Below are 15,615 nucleotides of genomic sequence, written 5' to 3'. Positions count from 1 at the left end.
CGCAAGGAATACCCGTTCATTAGGGTTCTTTACCTTCCCGCTCGTCGATGATGAACAGCAGCAGCGTGACGGCGAGGAATGCCGCGGGGAGCCAGACCGCGCGGACGCCCCACTCCTCGCTGCCGAATGCCCCCGCCACGGCGCCGCTGGCGAAGGCAAGGATCAACACTCCGTAGACTTTGAACCCCAGTCGAGCCGACTGGTCCTTGTCGGCGAACAACGAGTATCCGGATTCGACGAACCTCATCAGGTTTCCGGTCGTGGCCACCGAAACATACGTCAGATTCCCGATATTGCGGAACAGCGTGAACTGCATGGCGGCCAGAAACGAGATGGGAATCGTCACGAAGCTGTTGGGGACCGACGTCGGCACGAATCCGACGATCGTGAACGCGATGGTCTGGAACGCCATCACCCACCGCAGCGGGTGCTCGACCAGTTTCTGGGCGCGGCCCGACTTGATGTGCGCTGAAAGCAGGACTCCTGCAAGGAAAGCCAGGATCGGCCACAGATGCGCAAGTGAATTGCCCCAGTGGCGGTGGCGCATGTCGATCGCGAACAGAATCACGTTGCCGGTCTGGACGTTGGCGAAGACGCCGCCCCGCACGATGTAGGTGTACGAGTCGAGGAACCCGTTGGTGAGGGTGAGCAGTACCGCGAACCGCAGTGTGGTCGATGTCTTGGCTTCCTCGATCATGCGGCCCGCTCGTCGGTCTCGAGCCCGTATACGCGGATGGCGTTTCGATGGCCGATCAGGTCGGCGACGCGGATCGCGTCGGCCTCGCTCCACTCCCCCGCGTCCACAAATTGCTGCAGCACCTCACGAATTCCATTGCGCCACAGAGCCGCTCCCAGAAAATGCAGCTCCGCGGGGCCGAACCCGTCCGATGAGTACAGGATCTTGCGAAACGGCGCGAGCTCAAGCAGCCGGCCCACCACGCCGCGCCCGCGTCCACCGAGATGGCTGATCGCGAGCCCCCCGTCCACGTAGACGTTGTTGAACGCTTGCGCGAGATAGCCGGCTTCGCGTTCGAACGGATAGCAATGCAGCAGCATGATCGGTGGGCAGACTGACTCAGAAGCTATGTCGCGCAGTAAATCCAGCAGCAGAAGCGGGTTCGTCCTGTGCAGGTCGCAATCGCGGTCACCGAGTCCGACGTGCAATTGCAGCGGCTTGCCCAGCCGTATCCCCCGGTGCAGTCCGAACCGCAGAATCACCCGGTCGGTGAGCCGCCCACCGCCGCTGTCGCGCCACCGTGCGGCGGCGTCGGCGACCTCCTTCGGCGTGGGTTCCGACAGATCACCGTCGAAGCCGCCGCGATACGCGAGGATCGACTTGGTGGCCGTGGCCGTCACCGCTTTCCTGGACAGCCGGTTGTCGAATGCGTCGGCGTAATCGCTGCCGTCCGCGATGGCGAGCTCGGCGATCTGCTCGAGGCGGATCACCTCGTGGGCGCGTCCGCCCGACAGGGCGGCCATGGTGTCCAGATCCGCGACGCCGTCGGAAAGACCCGTGTCCACCAGCCAGTCGGAGACGCCTGCTGCAGCTAGAAACTCTTGCGCCAGAACGCTTTCAGCGAATTCCATGCGTTGTTTCCAGTAGTCGTCGGGGGTGGCATGCGGCGGCAGGCCGAGCAGTGGCGCGCAGTGCGCACGGACCGCGAAGCCCAGCTGGGTGTCGAAACCGGAGTCGAAGTCGGCGAGCGGGTCGGTGTTCGCCTCGTTGAGTGCGTTCTCGAAGCGGGCCCGGTCTGCAGCGTGTATCCAGCAGCCGTGCACGTGGTGATCGACCAGTCGCAGATGGCCGACATGCTCGGCCAGCGCCGAGGTATCGGCCCGCATGTCACACGCTCCACGCCATGCGGAACTTGGCGGTCAGCTCCTCGGGGTCCAGCGTGCCGTACTTGTCGTGCTCGTAGCGCCGCACCGCAACGATCGCGTCGACGGCGGAGTCGCCGAGGATGCCGCGGATCCAGCTGGAGCCCTCGAGCGCCGATATCGCCGTCGCCTGATCGGTAGGCAGGACAACGACGCCTGCGCGGACGGCCTCGTCATCTGACAGGCCGCTGGGATCCACCGGCACCTCCGGGGGCAGCGCGGTGCGCCATTCGATGCCGTCGAGCGCAAGTCCGAGAATCGCCGCAGACGCGAAGTAGGGGTTCGCGGACGCGTCGATGGGCTTGATCTCGACGTTGGCGCCGTGCGGGTTACCAGGGCCGCCGACGAGAAACCGCACCGCGGCCTCGCGGTTCTCGGTGCCCCAGCACACGCTTGCACCCGACCAGAATCCAGGCTCCAGCCGCAATCCGGACACGACAGACCCGCTCAGCACGCCCTGCGCCTCGGCAAGTCCGGCGAGGATACCGCCGATCGCGTGCTCGCCGTCTTCGATCATGCCGTGAACCCCGGTCCCACCGGAGAACAGGGGCGTGCCGTCTTGTGTCAGCGAAAAATGTTGGTGGGCACCAGATCCCACACTTCCGGCGAACGGCACAGGCGAGAAGGAGACGCGAGTTCCGTGGCGGCGGGCGATGCGGCCGATGATCAGCCGCATCAGCACCAATTGGTCCGCAGCCGCCACCGGCGACAGCGGGGACAGCGAGATCTCGAACTGGTTGAGGCCGTATTCGGGGTGGAACTGCTCGACTCCAACGCCGGCGGCCGCGGCAGCGGTGGTGACGTCGCGAACGAACTGCTCGTGTTCGAGCACGCCGGCCACGCCGTACTGCGCCCACAGAGACGACGGCAGTCGGCCGCCGTCGGTGTCCACGAGAACGAACTCGATCTCGTGACCGACGAGAGCTTCCAGATCGCGTGCCCGGAGCCGGTCCTCGATGCGCTGCAAGGTGCCGCGGCTGCACGTCGGGACCGGCTGGCCATCTTGGTCGAAGAACGATCCCGGCCCCCAGGCCAGCCCCTGGCCGAGGGTCCGAAGTGCCGTCAGGTCGATCCGGATTCGCAGGTCGCCTATGACGCCGAAGTTCGGCGTCATAGCGATACCGGTCTGGTCGATGGCGAACACGTGCCAGACCGGGCTGGCGCCGAAACCCGGTTCGGCGAATGCGTTCAACCGACGGGGCGGCACGGTCTTGGCGTGGATGAGACCCGCAGGATTGACGACAGTCCCGATGATCGTCTCGATGCCACTGGCCTCGAGCCCGGCGATCGACGGCGCTGCGTCCGCTTGGTGCGTCATCCGATTCATTCTGCAGGGATGGCGCGAGCACGCAGAACCGTAGGTCGGTTTTCAGGCGGAAAACGGCGGTGTCTCGGACTGATCGGCCGGATCGAAGATGCCCAGCATCTCGTTGGCGGCCCGCTGCCAGGTGAAGAGCTCGGCACGCTTGCGCGCGTCGCGGCGCCGTCGTCGCAAGGGCCGGCCGATGATGTCGATCACACCTTGCGCGATCGAGTCGGGATCGTTGGCTGCGTGCGCGCCGCTGTCGGCCGTGACGATCTCGCGCAGCGCCGATGTGCGCGACACCACCGCTGGTGTGCCACAGGCCAGCGCCTCCAACGCAGCGAGCCCGAATGTCTCGTGCGGCCCGGGCGCGAGCGCGACGTCGGCCGACGCCAGCATCGCAGCGACCTGACCGCGGTTGTCGACGAAGCCCGTAAAACTGACCGGCAACCCCGCGGCTTGGCGTTCGAGCTTGCGGCGCATCGGCCCCTCCCCGATGACCACGAGGTGAGCATCGACGCCGGAATCACGAAGGGCGGCAAGCGCATCGATGCTGCGGTCGGCTCGCTTCTCCACGGAAAGCCGTCCGCAGTGCACTAACAGAGACTGTCCCGGTGCCGCCCACTGGCGCCGCAGCCCGATTGACCGGTGCCGTGGGTGGAAGGTGTCCAGATCCACACCGAGCGGAACGGTCGCGACGTTGCGCGCGTCGATACGGTCGAATTCCTCGCGCGCGAAGTCCGTGGTGCAGACGACCATGTCATAACTCGCGGCGGTGCGCCGGTTCGCGAAATCGGCCAGGCGTCTGGCGCTGCGGCTCGGCAGGATGATCCCGGCCAGCCGGTCGAGCCGCTCGTGCGAGATCATCACCGTGACCGCATTGCGCCGGTGACCCCACCGGCCCATCGAGCGCAGCGTGAGCCGATCGGACACCTCGAGTGCGTCCGGCCCGATTTCCTCGACGATGCGCTTGACGGGTCCCGGCATCACCGCGCGATAGCCGCCGGTGAACGGAATTGACCTGGCCGGCACCGAGATTCGCGTCACACCAGTGGGTAGTAGTGTTCGTGAGGGGGTAGAACCCGGAACGATGAGGAAGACGTCGTGTCCTGCCGCGCAGTACTCCGCGCCAAGCCTGTCGACCGCGGTCCGCAAGCCCCCCGACCGCGGCCCGTAAAAGTTGGCGACCTGAACCACGCGCATCGGACTCATCAGATGATGACCGCATGTGCGAAGCGCCACGCGACGTCAACGCATACTTGAACATGAAGTGAACACCCGCGACACACAACTTGAGCGGATGGCGATGGCCGGCGACAGTGATAACTCAGCCTTTGACGAACTCGTCGGCTTGTTGAATTACCCGATGTTCGTCGTCACCACCCGAGCCGATGGCGAACTCGGCGGCTGTCTCGTGGGCTTCGCGAGTCAGGTCAGCATCAGCCCGTCACGGTTCCTCGCCGGTCTGTCGAAGAAGAATCACACCTTCCGGGTGGCCGAGCGCGCGACGCATCTCGCTGTGCACCTGCTGCCCCGCCAACACCGGGATCTGGCGCGGCTCTTCGGTAGTGAGACGGGCGATCGCGTCAATAAGTTCGACCGGTGCGAATGGAGCAGCGGCCCAGAGGATCTGCCGATACTTGGCGGGGCTGTCGGATGGTTCGCCGGCCGCATCCTCAACCGTTTCGATGTCGGCGATCATGTCGGGCATCTGCTCGAGCCGGTCGCGGGTTTCGCGCCGGAGCGCTTCGACGAGCTGGTGACGTTCTCTGACGTGCGCGACCTCGAGCCGGGCCACGGGGCCTGAGTAATGCACTTCCGTCCGCGAAATGGAATTCCATGTAGCAATCCGGCCGCAACAAGTGCATGGAATTCCATTTCGCGTCCGATGTGACTAGGGCTCGATGATGTGGCTGGGGTCGGGTTTACGGTCGGGCGGCGCTTGGCTGTAGTCGCCGAATTTGCCGTCTCGCTGTGCGACAGCCGACGAAACACCCTGTGCAGCAGCATGTTCCATGAACGCGTGCGCCTCCGGAATGTTGCGCATGATCCCGTCGAGGATCGCGCCCAGCGTCTGCGTCGACGCCAGCCCCATGTTCTCGTAGGCCTGGTTGACCATGAGTTTCTGAGCGGCGATCTGCCCCATCGGCAATGACGCGAGCTCGGCGGCCTGCGCGCGCACGGTGGCCTCGAGGTCGGCGAACGGCACCGCGACGTTGATCAGCCCGACGTCGGCCGCCTCCCGGCCGGACAGTGGCCTGCCGGTCAGCGCGTGGTATTTGGCGCGGGTCAGGCCCAGCCGGTAGATCCACATACCGGACAGGTAGGCCCCCCACACCCGTGAATACGGCGTGCCGATCTGCGCGTCCTCGCTGGCGATCACCATGTCTGCGCACAACGCATAATCGCTGCCGCCGCCCAGGCACCAGCCGTGCACTTGCGCGATCACCGGCTTCGGTGACCGCCAGATGCTCATGAACTTCTGGTGCGGCGAGGTGGCCGCCGCGGTGGTGAGCATCATGTCCTTGCCGGGATCCCAGCGGCCGTCGGTGCTGAACTGGTCGTCGTAACCGAAACCGCTGCCCGTTCGATAGCCGGCACAGAACGCCCGGCCCGCACCGCGCAACACGATCACCTTGACCGATTCATCGCGCACGGCGGAGTTGACCGCGTCCTCGACCTCGTCGGGCATCGGCGGCACGATCGTGTTCAGTTCGTCCGGTTGGTTGAGCGTGATCGTCGCGATCTGCTCGTCGGTGGTGTAGAGAATCGTCTGATAGCTCATACGCGGCTCCTGGTCTCAGGGTCTGAACTCGATTGGGCGGTAGGCTTTTCGATGTGAAGGTAACTCGACTGATCATGCGTGCCGGACCAATCTTCAATGCCCCGGTGGTGGCGCTGACCAAGTCGCCATGGTTGGGCAAATATCTCGGCGGCACCTTTGCGAACGTGACCTACACCGGTCGACGGTCGGGCCGCGAGGTGAGTCTGCCGGTGGCATACCGGCGGCGTGGCGACGACATCGTGATCGGAGTGTCGATGCCGGATGCCAAGACCTGGTGGAAGAACTTCACGGGAGACGGTGCGCCGCTTACCATCACGCTCGACGGCAGCGAACGAGCCGGTCACGCCGTGGCGCGACGCGACGAGAAGGGTGGAGTGGCAGTCGACGTGCGGCTCACACCGTGATCTTGCAGGCCTGCCCGATGTCGAGCGTGCGAAGCACTCGCCCCATCCCGATCCACAGCGCACAGGAGAGCGCTAGGTCGGCGAGGATCTCGTCGGACATGTGCTCTTTGCAGCGGGCCCAGAACTCCTCGTCGTCGCGCAGCCCTCTGTGGTCGGAGGCGAACCTTTCGCCGAATTCCGCGGCAATCCGCTCCTGCTCGCTGTACCCCGGCCAGGTCCGCCATTCCGGCACGTGGTCGTAGAACTCCTCGTCGACGCCCTCGGCGGGGCCTTCGCCGAACCGGGTGTTCTCGCACACCATGCACTCGTTGTCCAGCGCGATCGCCATGCGGGCGATCTCGCGAACCCGCAGCGGCAGGCGGCTCTTGTGATAGACCGCTTGCTGGAATTTGTTGATCGCCCCGCCGAGTTCAGGTGACGCGGCAAACCAACTGATCAGGTCATCGTCGGGGTAGTTTCCGATCCGGCTCATGACACGCGATGCTACGCCGCATGAGCCGGATCTGGAACACGTTCTAGTTTTCGAGGGTCAGGCAGCCGCGGACGATGTCTGCTCGCGCCTGACGAACGGCACGAGCTCGGCGACGCGCTGCGCCGGCGGAAGCGCCAGTTTCAGGATCTTGCGGACGACGGTGCCGAACTGGCGGTGCAGTGGACCGGTGTTGTAGGACACGCCGTAGCGCTCACAGATCTCCTGCACCTCGGCCGAGATCTCTGCGTGGCGATGGGCCGGGACGTCAGGGAACAGGTGGTGCTCGATCTGGAACGACAGGTTGCCGCTCAAGATATGAAAGAGCTTGCCGCCCTTCAGGTTCGCTGAGCCGAGGATCTGCCGGTGATACCATGCTCCCCTGGTCTCCTTGGCTGTTTCCTCGATCGAGAACTCCTGGGTGTCCTCTGGGAAATGGCCGCAGAAGATGATCATGAACGACCAGATGTTGCGGATCAGGTTCGCGGTGAGGTTGCCCGCCAACACGACCGGCGCGAACGGGCCGGCCAACAGCGGGAACGCGACGTAGTCCTTAAGCATCTGCCGTTTGGTTTTGCGCCAGATGCCATCGAGGATCTCGCGCTTGTCCGCAAGTGAGATCTCGCCGGACTTGATGCGTTCGGTCTCGAGCTCGTGCAGGGCCACTCCGTACTGAAAGAGCACCATCAGCAGGAACGCGTAGACCGGGTTGCCCAGAAAGTACGGGCGCCAGCGCTGCTGTTCGCTCATCCGCAGGATGCCGTAACCGATGTCGCGGTCCATGCCGACGACGTTCGTGTAGGTGTGGTGCATGTAGTTGTGCGAATGCCGCCACTGATCGGAAGGGCATGCGGTGTCCCATTCGAAGTTGCGGCTGGAGATGGCCGGGTCGCCCATCCAGTCGTATTGGCCGTGCATCACGTTGTGGCCAATTTCCATGTTGTCCAAGATCTTTGACAATGCGAGCATCGCGGTGCCTGCAAGCCATGCGGGCGGAAGGATCCCCGCCATCAGCAGCGCCCGGCCACCGGTTTCCAGTGCCCGCTGGGCTTTGATGACTCGGCGGATGTAGGTGGCATCGCGTTCGCCGAGATCGGCGATCACTCGCTCCTTCAGCGCGTCGAGTTCACGGCCAAAGGCTTCGGTCTGTTCGGGGGTTCCCTGGGGTGCGCGGGCTCGCGCCGGGGAGTTGTTAAGTGTCGTCATTGGTGTGTCCTTTCCGGGTCAGAGCGCGAGTTCGACGTCGCCGACGGGAGCGGACACGCAGATCTGCACGTCCTCCTCGTCGGTGGTCGACACCGCGCCGGTGATGAGGTTTCTCACGACACCGCGGGTCTTGCGGCGCGTGCAGGTATGGCAGATGCCCATGCGGCATCCACTTTCGGGTGTCAAGCCGGCCGCCTCAGCCTGCTCCAGCAGCGGGCGGCCGTCGTCGACGCGGTCAATGCCGCTGTCTGCGAACGTGATTTGGCCGCCCACCCCGTCTGCTGGTGCATCGAACACGGGTGGCACGAACGTTTCGGCGCTGACGTCGTCGCAGCATTCGCGCACGGCGGCGGCCAGCGCGGGCGGCCCGCAAACGAAGACCGCATCCGGGGACGCCATCGCTGCGTCCAGATGACTGGCATCGAAGTGGCCCGTCAGGTCGCCGCGATCGGCCGACCGGGTGAACCCGTGCAACACGCGCACGCCGGGAATGGACGCAAGCTCCTCGCGGTAGCAGGCCTCGTCCGCCGACCGGGCATAGTGCACGAAGGCGATCTCGCCGTCGAAACGCTCGGCGGCCAGCGTCCGCAGCATCGACATCACCGGGGTGATCCCGCTTCCGCCCGACACGAACAAGATGCGGCGTGGACGCACATCGGGCAGGACGAACTCTCCGCCGACCCCGTCGAGGCCGACGACCATGCCGGGTCTGGCATGGCGGTGCAGGTACGTCGACACCAGGCCGCCGTCGTGCAGCCCGACGGTCAGCTCGATGAGCGGCGCGCCCTCGGCACTCGCGGGCGAATAGCAGCGAGTGCGGCGCCTGCCGTCGATCTCGACCGAGAGGTTGACGTGTTGGCCGGCCTTGAATCCACTGAACGCGCCGTTGGGTGCCAGCGTCAGAGTGACACTGCGAGGTGTGCGATGTTGGACAGAGACGATCCGCGCGCGGGCGTCGCCCTGCGACCAGATCGGCTCGACGAGTTCGGTGTAGCGGTCGACCCCGTGTGGGCCGGTGAGCAGGTCGAGGAGGGGCGAACCCAGTACCCGCCTGGAAAGCGTTTGAGTGAACATATGTACACCATGAGTTAGGAACTACCATGACGTCAATGCAAAACACCAGGTTGTGGTAGGCTTCACAATAGTGAACAGTCGTACGCCTACTTCACGATCCCGGCGATCCGGATCCACTTCCCACCCGAAAGTCACCCGCGAGGAACGCAAGGAAGCCACTCGCCGCGCGATCGTGGCTGCCGCGCTCAAACTGCTCGACGACCGGAGCTTCAGCGCACTCAGCCTGCGCGAGGTCACCCGTGAGGCGGGCATCGTGCCTGCCGCGTTCTATCGGCACTTCGAGTCGATGGAGGCGCTGGGCCTCGTTCTGATCGACGAATCCTTTCGCATGCTCCGCGACATGCTGCGCTCGGCGCGCGCAGGCAAGCTCGACCCGAACCGGGTGATCGAGTCGTCGGTCGAGATCGTCGTCGGCAGCGTCGCGGCCCAGCGCGAGCATTGGCGGTTCATCGGCCGCGAGCGGTCCAGTGGCGTGACGGTCCTGCGGTACGCGATCCGCACCGAGATCCGGCTGATCACCTCCGAGCTGGCGACCGACCTGGCCCGCTTCCCGGGGCTGAACGGTTGGAGCACCGAAGACCTGAATGTCTTGGCCGGACTGTTCGTCAACGCGATGATCGTGGTGGCCGAGGCGATCGAGGATGCCCAGGACGTGGCCGCGCAGGAGGAGATCAAACGCATCGCGGTCAAGCAGTTGCGGATGATCGTGGTCGGCGTGGCGGGCTGGCGCAGCAGCGACTGACGACGCCCGGCCCGTAGGCTGCACGATATGGCTAGCTCGGCTATCGAACAGGTCCAGCCTGCCGGTAACGCGCTGATCGACCCTCAGCGTCGGAACTTCATCTTCACCTCGATCTTGTTAGGCATGCTGCTGGCCGCGTTGGACCAGACCATCGTCGCCACCGCACTGCCCACCGTCGTCGCCGATCTCGGCGGTGCCGGTCACCAATCGTGGGTCGTGACGAGTTACCTGCTTGCGTCGACGATCGTCACGGCGGTGGTCGGCAAGCTGGGTGACCTGTTCGGCCGCAAGCTGGTCTTCCAGGCCGCGGTGGTGTTCTTCCTCATCGGATCGGTGTTGTGCGGGCTTTCGACCTCTATGGAGATGCTCGTCGGGTCGCGGGCCCTCCAGGGCATCGGCGGCGGAGGGATCATGGTGACCGCCGCCGCGCTGATCGGCGAGGTGGTCCCGCTGCGAGAGCGGGGCAAATACCAGGGCGCCCTCGGCGCGGTGTTCGGGGTGACCACCGTGGTCGGCCCGCTGCTTGGCGGCTTCTTCACTGACCACCTGACCTGGCGGTGGGCGTTCTGGATCAATGTGCCTGTGGGCGCGATCGTCCTCCTGGTGGCGGCGGCGGCGATTCCCGCTCTGGGACAACGGAGCAAGCCCAAGATCGACTACGCCGGCATCCTGTCCGTCGGTCTCGGCGCGTCGGGTCTGACGCTGGCCACCAGCTGGGGCGGCAGCACCTATCCGTGGACCTCGCCCGTGATCATCGGGCTGTTCGCGGCGTCGGCGCTCGCATTGGTGATCTTCGTCTGGGTCGAAACTCGCGTGGCGGAGCCGATCTTGCCGACCCGGCTGTTCGCCAACCCGGTCTTCACCGTGTGTTGCGTGTTGTCCTTCGTCGTCGGATTCGCGATGTTGGGCGCGCTGACGTTCATGCCGACCTTCATGCAGTTCGTCGACGGCGTGTCGGCCACGACATCGGGGCTGCGCACGTTGCCGATGGTGGCTGGCTTGTTGCTCACGTCGATCAGCAGCGGCGCGATCGTCGGGCGCACGGGCCGGTACAAGATCTTCCCGGTCGCGGGCACGCTGATCATGAGTATCGGGTTCGTGTTGTTGTCCCGGATGACTGAGGCGACACCCACACTTTTTCAGTCGCTGTACCTGTTCGTTCTGGGCGCCGGCATCGGCATGTGCATGCAAGTGCTCGTCCTGATCGTGCAGAACACGTCCGATTTCGCCGACCTCGGCGTCGCGACGTCCGGCGTCACGTTCTTCCGCACCATCGGAAGCTCATTCGGTGCGGCGATCTTTGGATCGCTCTTCACCAACTTCCTTGGGCAACGTATCGGCCCGGCCCTGGCGGCCAGCGGCGCCCCTGCGGCCGCGGCCCAGTCCCCGAAGGCGCTGCATGAACTGCCGCGCGACGTCGCCGCACCGGTGGTGCACGCCTACGCGGAATCGCTGGATCTCGTGTTCCTGTGTGCGGCGCCGGTGGCCCTGGTCGGCTTTGTGCTGGCACTCATGCTCAAAGAGGTGCCGCTGCACGACAGGGAAGCCGTCTCCGCCCTCGATCTCGGTGAGGGCTTCGCGATGCCCACCAGCGAATCGCCGGACGTGCTGCTGGAGAACGCGATCGGCCGGATGATGCGGAACAGCCCGGCGGTGCGGTTGCGCGCGCTGTGTCAGCGCGTCGGGTGTGAGCTCGACATCGCGGAATCATGGGCGCTGCTGCGGATCAACCGCCATGCCCAGGTCCTCGGGGCGGCGCGGCTGAACGACATCGCCGACCAGCTGCGGGTACCGCAGGAGGTGCTTGAGCCGACGTTCGATCGGCTGGTCGGGCGCGGCTACGCGCTACGCAACGGCGAGAATCTGTGGCTCACACAGGCCGGTAGGAGCCAGGTCGACGTGTTGTCGTCGGGGCTCGTCGAGTACTGGGTGGACAAGCTTGAGCAGTCGCCGACGTTCGAGGGCAGGCCCGACCGCGACGAGGTGCAGGCGGCGCTCGATCGGATCGCGCACCGGATACTCGTGCAACGGGACTGGTCCGACGAATCCGGTCGTCTCCTGCCAGCGGCGCGATAGGGCAAAGGTTTGGGTGTCCTTCCCGGCGGGGATCCGGCCAGTCAGCGGCGCGCTGTGGTTGGTTGCATCTGTGCTCGTCGCCAGGCGGTGATCGAGCGCAACCCGACGTTGAGAAGCTAGCGCCCGGCCGGGCATCGCCGATACCCGCCGGCTAATTGCTATCCGATCGCGCCGGGCGGTCGCGAAACGCACTGAGCGGCGTAGAGCGGCTCGCCGAGCTTGTCCATCAGCTGCAGTTGGGTCTCGAGCCAGTCGATGTGCTTTTCTTCGTCGTCGAGAATCTTCTCGAGCAGGATTGCGCTCGTGGAGTCCTGCTTCTCGCGGCACATGATGATTCCCGGTGCCAGGCGTGCCTTCACTTCGTATTCGACCGCGAGGTCGCTCTCGAACTGTTCACGCAATGACTGCCCCACCCGCAGCGAAAACAGCCGCTGATAGTTGGGCAGGCCATCGAGAATGAGGATGCGATCGGTGACCCACTCGGCGTGGTGCATCTCCTCGATCGATTCTTCCCGCGTGCGTTTGGCGAGTTCGGTGAAGCCCCAGTTGTCCTGCATCTTGGAGTGCAGGAAGTACTGATTGATCGCGGTCAGCTCGCTGGTCAGCTGCTCGTTGAGCAACTTCAGAACGTCGGGGTCACCTTGCATGGAAGACAAATCTAGTGCACACAAACACCCCGCGGCGCATTCTCGGCGCGGGTGTCCTCCGTCTTCTTGACAGAGGTTAGCCTAACCTGTTGGCTTAAGCCATGTTTGTGTGTCTGTGCACCGGCGCGACGAGCCACATGGTGGCTGACGTGGTGGCATGCGGCGCGCGGACGTGCAACGAGGTCGCCAGAGCATGCGGTGCGGGGTCGGACTGCGGGCGCTGCAGGCGCACGGTGCGCGCGATCATCGCTGCGACCAATGGCGAGGACCCGGATCGCGCACTCGACGAGCGGCTGGAGCTCGCTGAAAGCCATTGAACAGCAATCACTTCCGTCATTCCCCGAACTCTTCGGCAATGCGCGGCTGGAAGTAGGACCACGGCTGGCGGCGCTGCGGAGGCAGGTCGAGCATCTCCGTGAGGCAGTCGAGCTGATAGCTAGCTTTGCGCGCGATTGTTGCGGCGTCGCCGGAATGCCCTGTGGCACTGAGTAGTCGGACCGTGGCGCGAATGTCGTTGACGGCCTTGCGGACCTGACGCACCACGTCCATGTCGGGCTCCATGGAAACCTCCGCGTCGTTCAGCGAGCCCATTTCGGGATGATGAACACTCCCTCGGCCTCCACGGTGATGCCCTCCTCGTCAGCGAGATGTCCGACCGCGAACGTCTTGACCCCGTCGATCCGCTCGATGGTGGCTTCGGTGTGCAGATCGCCGAGCCGCGTCGCGCGAAGGTACCGGCAACTGATCGTGCCCGTGAACGCAGGCCGGGTCAGGCCGCCGCTTGCGACCTCGCCGAGCACATGGTCGAGCACTAAAGCGCACACGCCGCCGTGGACGTGCCCCGGTGGTCCCTCGTACGCGGCGCCGAGGTGGAAATCCGCCCAGACCTTGCCTGGATCGCCGAACTGGAGGTCGACCGGCGGGGCGATTGGGTTACGGACCCCGATCACCGGATTGCCCCACGCCATGCCGGTGCCTTCGTAGGTGTACCTCACGCCGTAGGGGCCATCCAGCTGTCTGGTGCGTAACTGTGTGGTGGCGGCGTCGATCTGCGCGGTCACTTCCGACACGGTGGCTTCGTCCATCTCGGTTCTGATGGTCGCGTCGATCAACGCGCGCACCGACTTCGTCAGCGGTTCGTAGATCCGTCGTAGCCGGTCCATTTCGGCCGCTGACAGGTCTTCTCGGGTGAACTCCAGCATTCCTGCACTAGAACATGTCATTGCTCGCTCGGACAAGCCGAGCGTGCGCAGACTCCCGTCTAGAAGCGGCGTGTCGCCTGCAGACTCGCACGCTCGCGGTGGTGGTGACGGCTGGGTGCGTAAACTGCGCACCCGTGTCGCTTGCATGGGTAGAGCACGCGATCTGGTGGCAGATCTACCCGCTGGGTTTTGTCGGCGCGTACCCCGCCGACCCACCTCCCCCGCCCGATGAGCACCGACTGCGCCGCATTCCCGGGTGGTTCGATCACGCCATCGAGCTGGGCGCTTCCGGCATCGCGCTGGGGCCGATTTTCGCTTCGCGCACCCACGGTTACGACACCACCGACCACTACCGCATTGATCCGCGGCTCGGCGATGACGCCGACTTCGATTTCCTCATCGCCGAGGCGCGCCGGCGCGGTCTGCGCGTCCTTCTGGACGGCGTGTTCAACCACGTCGGTCAAGACTTTTCTCATCCATCGTGGTTTCGCAACGGCCGCAACGGCTTTCACACGTTTGAGGGACACGGCGAGCTGATCACCCTCAACCATCGAGACCCGGAGGTGGTCGGTTACGTCTCAGATGTGATGCGCCACTGGCTGAGCCGCGGTGCCGACGGATGGCGGTTGGACGCGGCCTATGCGATGCCGGATTGGTTCTGGTCGGCGGTCATCCCCGCTGTCCGCGAAACGCATCCGGACGCTTGGTTCGTCGGCGAGGTCATTCACGGCGACTACTCCGCGCGGGTGCGCGACGCCGGTTTCGACTCGGTCACACAGTACGAGCTGTGGAAGGCCATCTGGAGTGCCCTGAACGACGGCAACTTTCACGAGCTCGACTGGGCGTTGCAGCGCCAGAACGACTTTCTCGAGGTCTTCGCTCCGCTGACGTTTGTGGGCAACCACGATGTCACGCGCATCGCGAGCACATTGACCGACCCGCGACATCTGCCCCACGCCGTCGTGGTTTTGATGACCACCGGCGGCATTCCGAGTATCTACGCCGGCGACGAATACGGTTATCGCGCAGTGAAAGAGGATCGATTCGGCGGCGACGACGCTGTGCGGCCGGAATTCCCTCCGGAACCGGCGCGTGTGGATCCCGCCGCCGAGGATGTGTTCCGTCTGCACCAGTTCCTGATCGGGCTGCGGCGCCGTCACCCGTGGCTGCACCGGGCGACGACGACGTCGCTGCTGCTGGACAACCGCCGTTACGTGTACTCCACCCGGGCGGGCGACGAGTCGCTGCTCGTCGCGTTGAACGTCGACGACGAGCCATTGCCGGTAAGCATGCGCGACTTGGGGTTTCGGTCAGCGCACGTGCTCGGCGGCGACTCTGCACCTGCACAGGCGGAGGTCGACGAGGCGGCAGTCGCGCCTCACGGCTGGCTAATTTTGCGGCCGTTGAGCTAACAGGGAAAGCGTCGCAGGGTCCTGCTCGCCGGAATAGAACTTGTCCAGCACCCCAACGAAGTCGGCGTCATCGGTCGCCGCGTGCGCGAACAGAGTCATCGAGGACCGGAGTTTGAGATCGTCGGGCGATCCGAAGATATCGTTGACCGACAAGCCGTCGATCCCGGTGACGATCCGCGCGCACTCGCGCAAGCGGGGGCCCAGCAGGGCGTGGGCGAGGTATGCCTGGGCTTCGGCGAGAGCCGAAATCCCGAAGTACACCGCCGTCGAGCTGCGGCCCAGCGCCTTGAGTTGCGGGAAAATGAACCACATCCAGTGACTTTGTTTGAACCCGGCGCGCAACTCACGCAGAACGGTGTCGTACACGGGCGCCTGCGCGCCTACGAACCGCTGAAGATCGAATGGATCCGACACGTT

Annotated in this window: 18 protein-coding genes; 6 read left to right on the top strand and 12 right to left on the bottom strand. The window is 65.0% G+C overall.

Translation table 11 applies throughout. The features are described from left to right. Positions 1-19: 19 nt before the first annotated feature. From QOH60_RS17490 to QOH60_RS17475, 4 genes are read right to left on the bottom strand one after another with little or no spacing between them, the layout of a single operon-like run. The gene (locus QOH60_RS17490; RefSeq protein ID WP_526422611.1) at positions 20-697 is read right to left on the bottom strand and encodes a YoaK family protein; all 678 of its coding nucleotides are present in this window, start codon (positions 695-697) and stop codon (positions 20-22) included. Beyond that, positions 694-1,842, bottom strand: coding sequence for an amidohydrolase family protein (locus QOH60_RS17485; protein ID WP_526422609.1), 1,149 nt, complete (start codon positions 1,840-1,842; stop codon positions 694-696). Before QOH60_RS17485 ends, QOH60_RS17490 begins: the two co-directional genes overlap by 4 nt. 1 nt (position 1,843) lies before the next feature. After that, positions 1,844-3,196, bottom strand: a complete 1,353-nt coding sequence (locus tag QOH60_RS17480; protein WP_526422607.1) for a type I glutamate--ammonia ligase — start codon at positions 3,194-3,196, stop codon at positions 1,844-1,846. A gap of 51 nt (positions 3,197-3,247) precedes the next feature. Continuing rightward, positions 3,248-4,384, bottom strand: coding sequence for a glycosyltransferase (locus tag QOH60_RS17475; protein WP_526422605.1), 1,137 nt, complete (start codon positions 4,382-4,384; stop codon positions 3,248-3,250). A gap of 103 nt (positions 4,385-4,487) precedes the next feature. Between QOH60_RS17475 and QOH60_RS17470 the strand changes: the two genes are divergently transcribed. Continuing rightward, the gene (locus tag QOH60_RS17470) at positions 4,488-4,988 is read left to right on the top strand and encodes a flavin reductase family protein (protein ID WP_526422694.1); all 501 of its coding nucleotides are present in this window, start codon (positions 4,488-4,490) and stop codon (positions 4,986-4,988) included. Positions 4,989-5,075: 87 nt separating this feature from the next. Here the strand turns inward: QOH60_RS17470 and QOH60_RS17465 are convergent, their stop codons facing one another. Further along, the gene (locus QOH60_RS17465) at positions 5,076-5,966 is read right to left on the bottom strand and encodes a crotonase/enoyl-CoA hydratase family protein (protein WP_526422603.1); all 891 of its coding nucleotides are present in this window, start codon (positions 5,964-5,966) and stop codon (positions 5,076-5,078) included. A gap of 74 nt (positions 5,967-6,040) precedes the next feature. On the opposite strand from QOH60_RS17465, the gene QOH60_RS17460 reads away from it, so the two are divergent. Then, positions 6,041-6,370 (top strand): hypothetical protein, encoded by a 330-nt coding sequence (locus tag QOH60_RS17460; protein WP_526422692.1) that lies wholly within the window; start codon positions 6,041-6,043, stop codon positions 6,368-6,370. On the opposite strand, the gene QOH60_RS17455 is transcribed toward QOH60_RS17460, so the two are convergent. Genes QOH60_RS17455 through QOH60_RS17445 form a run of 3 tightly spaced genes read right to left on the bottom strand, consistent with a single transcriptional unit; the run spans position 6,360 to position 9,119 of the window. Then, entirely contained in the window at positions 6,360-6,842 is a 483-nt protein-coding gene (locus QOH60_RS17455) for a carboxymuconolactone decarboxylase family protein (protein WP_526422601.1), read from the bottom strand. The two genes, QOH60_RS17460 and QOH60_RS17455, sit on opposite strands and share 11 nt — an antisense overlap. A 57-nt stretch (positions 6,843-6,899) precedes the next feature. Further along, a complete protein-coding gene (locus QOH60_RS17450) occupies positions 6,900-8,045 on the bottom strand; it encodes a fatty acid desaturase family protein (RefSeq protein ID WP_526422599.1) in 1,146 nt (381 codons plus the stop codon). A gap of 18 nt (positions 8,046-8,063) precedes the next feature. After that, the gene (locus QOH60_RS17445) at positions 8,064-9,119 is read right to left on the bottom strand and encodes a ferredoxin reductase (RefSeq protein WP_526422597.1); all 1,056 of its coding nucleotides are present in this window, start codon (positions 9,117-9,119) and stop codon (positions 8,064-8,066) included. Positions 9,120-9,189: 70 nt separating this feature from the next. Here QOH60_RS17445 and QOH60_RS17440 point away from each other — a divergent pair, with 70 nt between their 5' ends. Beyond that, on the top strand, positions 9,190-9,861 hold the full coding sequence (locus tag QOH60_RS17440; RefSeq protein ID WP_526422595.1) for a TetR/AcrR family transcriptional regulator: 672 nt from the start codon (positions 9,190-9,192) through the stop codon (positions 9,859-9,861). Positions 9,862-9,888: 27 nt separating this feature from the next. After that, the gene (locus QOH60_RS17435; protein ID WP_526422593.1) at positions 9,889-11,937 is read left to right on the top strand and encodes an MDR family MFS transporter; all 2,049 of its coding nucleotides are present in this window, start codon (positions 9,889-9,891) and stop codon (positions 11,935-11,937) included. Between the two features lie 158 nt (positions 11,938-12,095). On the opposite strand, the gene bfr is transcribed toward QOH60_RS17435, so the two are convergent. Continuing rightward, positions 12,096-12,584: a bacterioferritin gene (gene bfr, locus QOH60_RS17430; protein ID WP_526422591.1), complete on the bottom strand. Its 489-nt coding sequence runs from the start codon at positions 12,582-12,584 to the stop codon at positions 12,096-12,098. 101 nt (positions 12,585-12,685) lie between these two features. Between bfr and QOH60_RS17425 the strand changes: the two genes are divergently transcribed. Beyond that, entirely contained in the window at positions 12,686-12,901 is a 216-nt protein-coding gene (locus tag QOH60_RS17425; RefSeq protein WP_526422589.1) for a (2Fe-2S)-binding protein, read from the top strand. 16 nt (positions 12,902-12,917) lie between these two features. Here QOH60_RS17425 and QOH60_RS17420 read toward each other — a convergent pair whose 3' ends face one another. Then, on the bottom strand, positions 12,918-13,175 hold the full coding sequence (locus QOH60_RS17420; protein WP_526422587.1) for a hypothetical protein: 258 nt from the start codon (positions 13,173-13,175) through the stop codon (positions 12,918-12,920). Then, positions 13,163-13,786 (bottom strand): PaaI family thioesterase, encoded by a 624-nt coding sequence (locus tag QOH60_RS17415; RefSeq protein WP_526422585.1) that lies wholly within the window; start codon positions 13,784-13,786, stop codon positions 13,163-13,165. The genes QOH60_RS17420 and QOH60_RS17415 overlap by 13 nt, the downstream gene beginning before the upstream one ends. A 134-nt stretch (positions 13,787-13,920) precedes the next feature. Between QOH60_RS17415 and QOH60_RS17410 the strand changes: the two genes are divergently transcribed. Next, positions 13,921-15,198: an alpha-amylase family glycosyl hydrolase gene (locus QOH60_RS17410; protein WP_526422583.1), complete on the top strand. Its 1,278-nt coding sequence runs from the start codon at positions 13,921-13,923 to the stop codon at positions 15,196-15,198. Here the strand turns inward: QOH60_RS17410 and QOH60_RS17405 are convergent. Continuing rightward, positions 15,175-15,612 (bottom strand): DUF1810 domain-containing protein, encoded by a 438-nt coding sequence (locus QOH60_RS17405; protein ID WP_526422581.1) that lies wholly within the window; start codon positions 15,610-15,612, stop codon positions 15,175-15,177. The two genes, QOH60_RS17410 and QOH60_RS17405, sit on opposite strands and share 24 nt — an antisense overlap. Positions 15,613-15,615 lie beyond the last annotated feature (3 nt).

The organism is Mycobacterium sp. (genome assembly GCF_032159765.1).
Lineage (GTDB): Bacteria > Actinomycetota > Actinomycetes > Mycobacteriales > Mycobacteriaceae > Mycobacterium.
This window is presented reverse-complemented; position numbering and strand designations above follow the sequence as displayed.

Coding starts and splice junctions, on each gene's coding strand:
- QOH60_RS17425 (WP_526422589.1), top strand. CDS start 12,686: ATGTTTGTGTGTCTGTGCACCGGCGCGACGAGCCACATGGTGGCTGAC.
- QOH60_RS17455 (WP_526422601.1), bottom strand. CDS start 6,842: ATGAGCCGGATCGGAAACTACCCCGACGATGACCTGATCAGTTGGTTT.
- QOH60_RS17490 (WP_526422611.1), bottom strand. CDS start 697: ATGATCGAGGAAGCCAAGACATCGACCACACTGCGGTTCGCGGTACTG.
- QOH60_RS17475 (WP_526422605.1), bottom strand. CDS start 4,384: ATGCGCGTGGTTCAGGTCGCCAACTTTTACGGGCCGCGGTCGGGGGGC.
- QOH60_RS17450 (WP_526422599.1), bottom strand. CDS start 8,045: ATGACGACACTTAACAACTCCCCGGCGCGAGCCCGCGCACCCCAGGGA.
- QOH60_RS17480 (WP_526422607.1), bottom strand. CDS start 3,196: ATGACGCACCAAGCGGACGCAGCGCCGTCGATCGCCGGGCTCGAGGCC.
- QOH60_RS17420 (WP_526422587.1), bottom strand. CDS start 13,175: ATGGGCTCGCTGAACGACGCGGAGGTTTCCATGGAGCCCGACATGGAC.
- QOH60_RS17415 (WP_526422585.1), bottom strand. CDS start 13,786: ATGCTGGAGTTCACCCGAGAAGACCTGTCAGCGGCCGAAATGGACCGG.
- QOH60_RS17435 (WP_526422593.1), top strand. CDS start 9,889: ATGGCTAGCTCGGCTATCGAACAGGTCCAGCCTGCCGGTAACGCGCTG.
- bfr (WP_526422591.1), bottom strand. CDS start 12,584: ATGCAAGGTGACCCCGACGTTCTGAAGTTGCTCAACGAGCAGCTGACC.
- QOH60_RS17445 (WP_526422597.1), bottom strand. CDS start 9,119: ATGTTCACTCAAACGCTTTCCAGGCGGGTACTGGGTTCGCCCCTCCTC.
- QOH60_RS17485 (WP_526422609.1), bottom strand. CDS start 1,842: ATGCGGGCCGATACCTCGGCGCTGGCCGAGCATGTCGGCCATCTGCGA.
- QOH60_RS17470 (WP_526422694.1), top strand. CDS start 4,488: ATGGCCGGCGACAGTGATAACTCAGCCTTTGACGAACTCGTCGGCTTG.
- QOH60_RS17460 (WP_526422692.1), top strand. CDS start 6,041: ATGCGTGCCGGACCAATCTTCAATGCCCCGGTGGTGGCGCTGACCAAG.
- QOH60_RS17465 (WP_526422603.1), bottom strand. CDS start 5,966: ATGAGCTATCAGACGATTCTCTACACCACCGACGAGCAGATCGCGACG.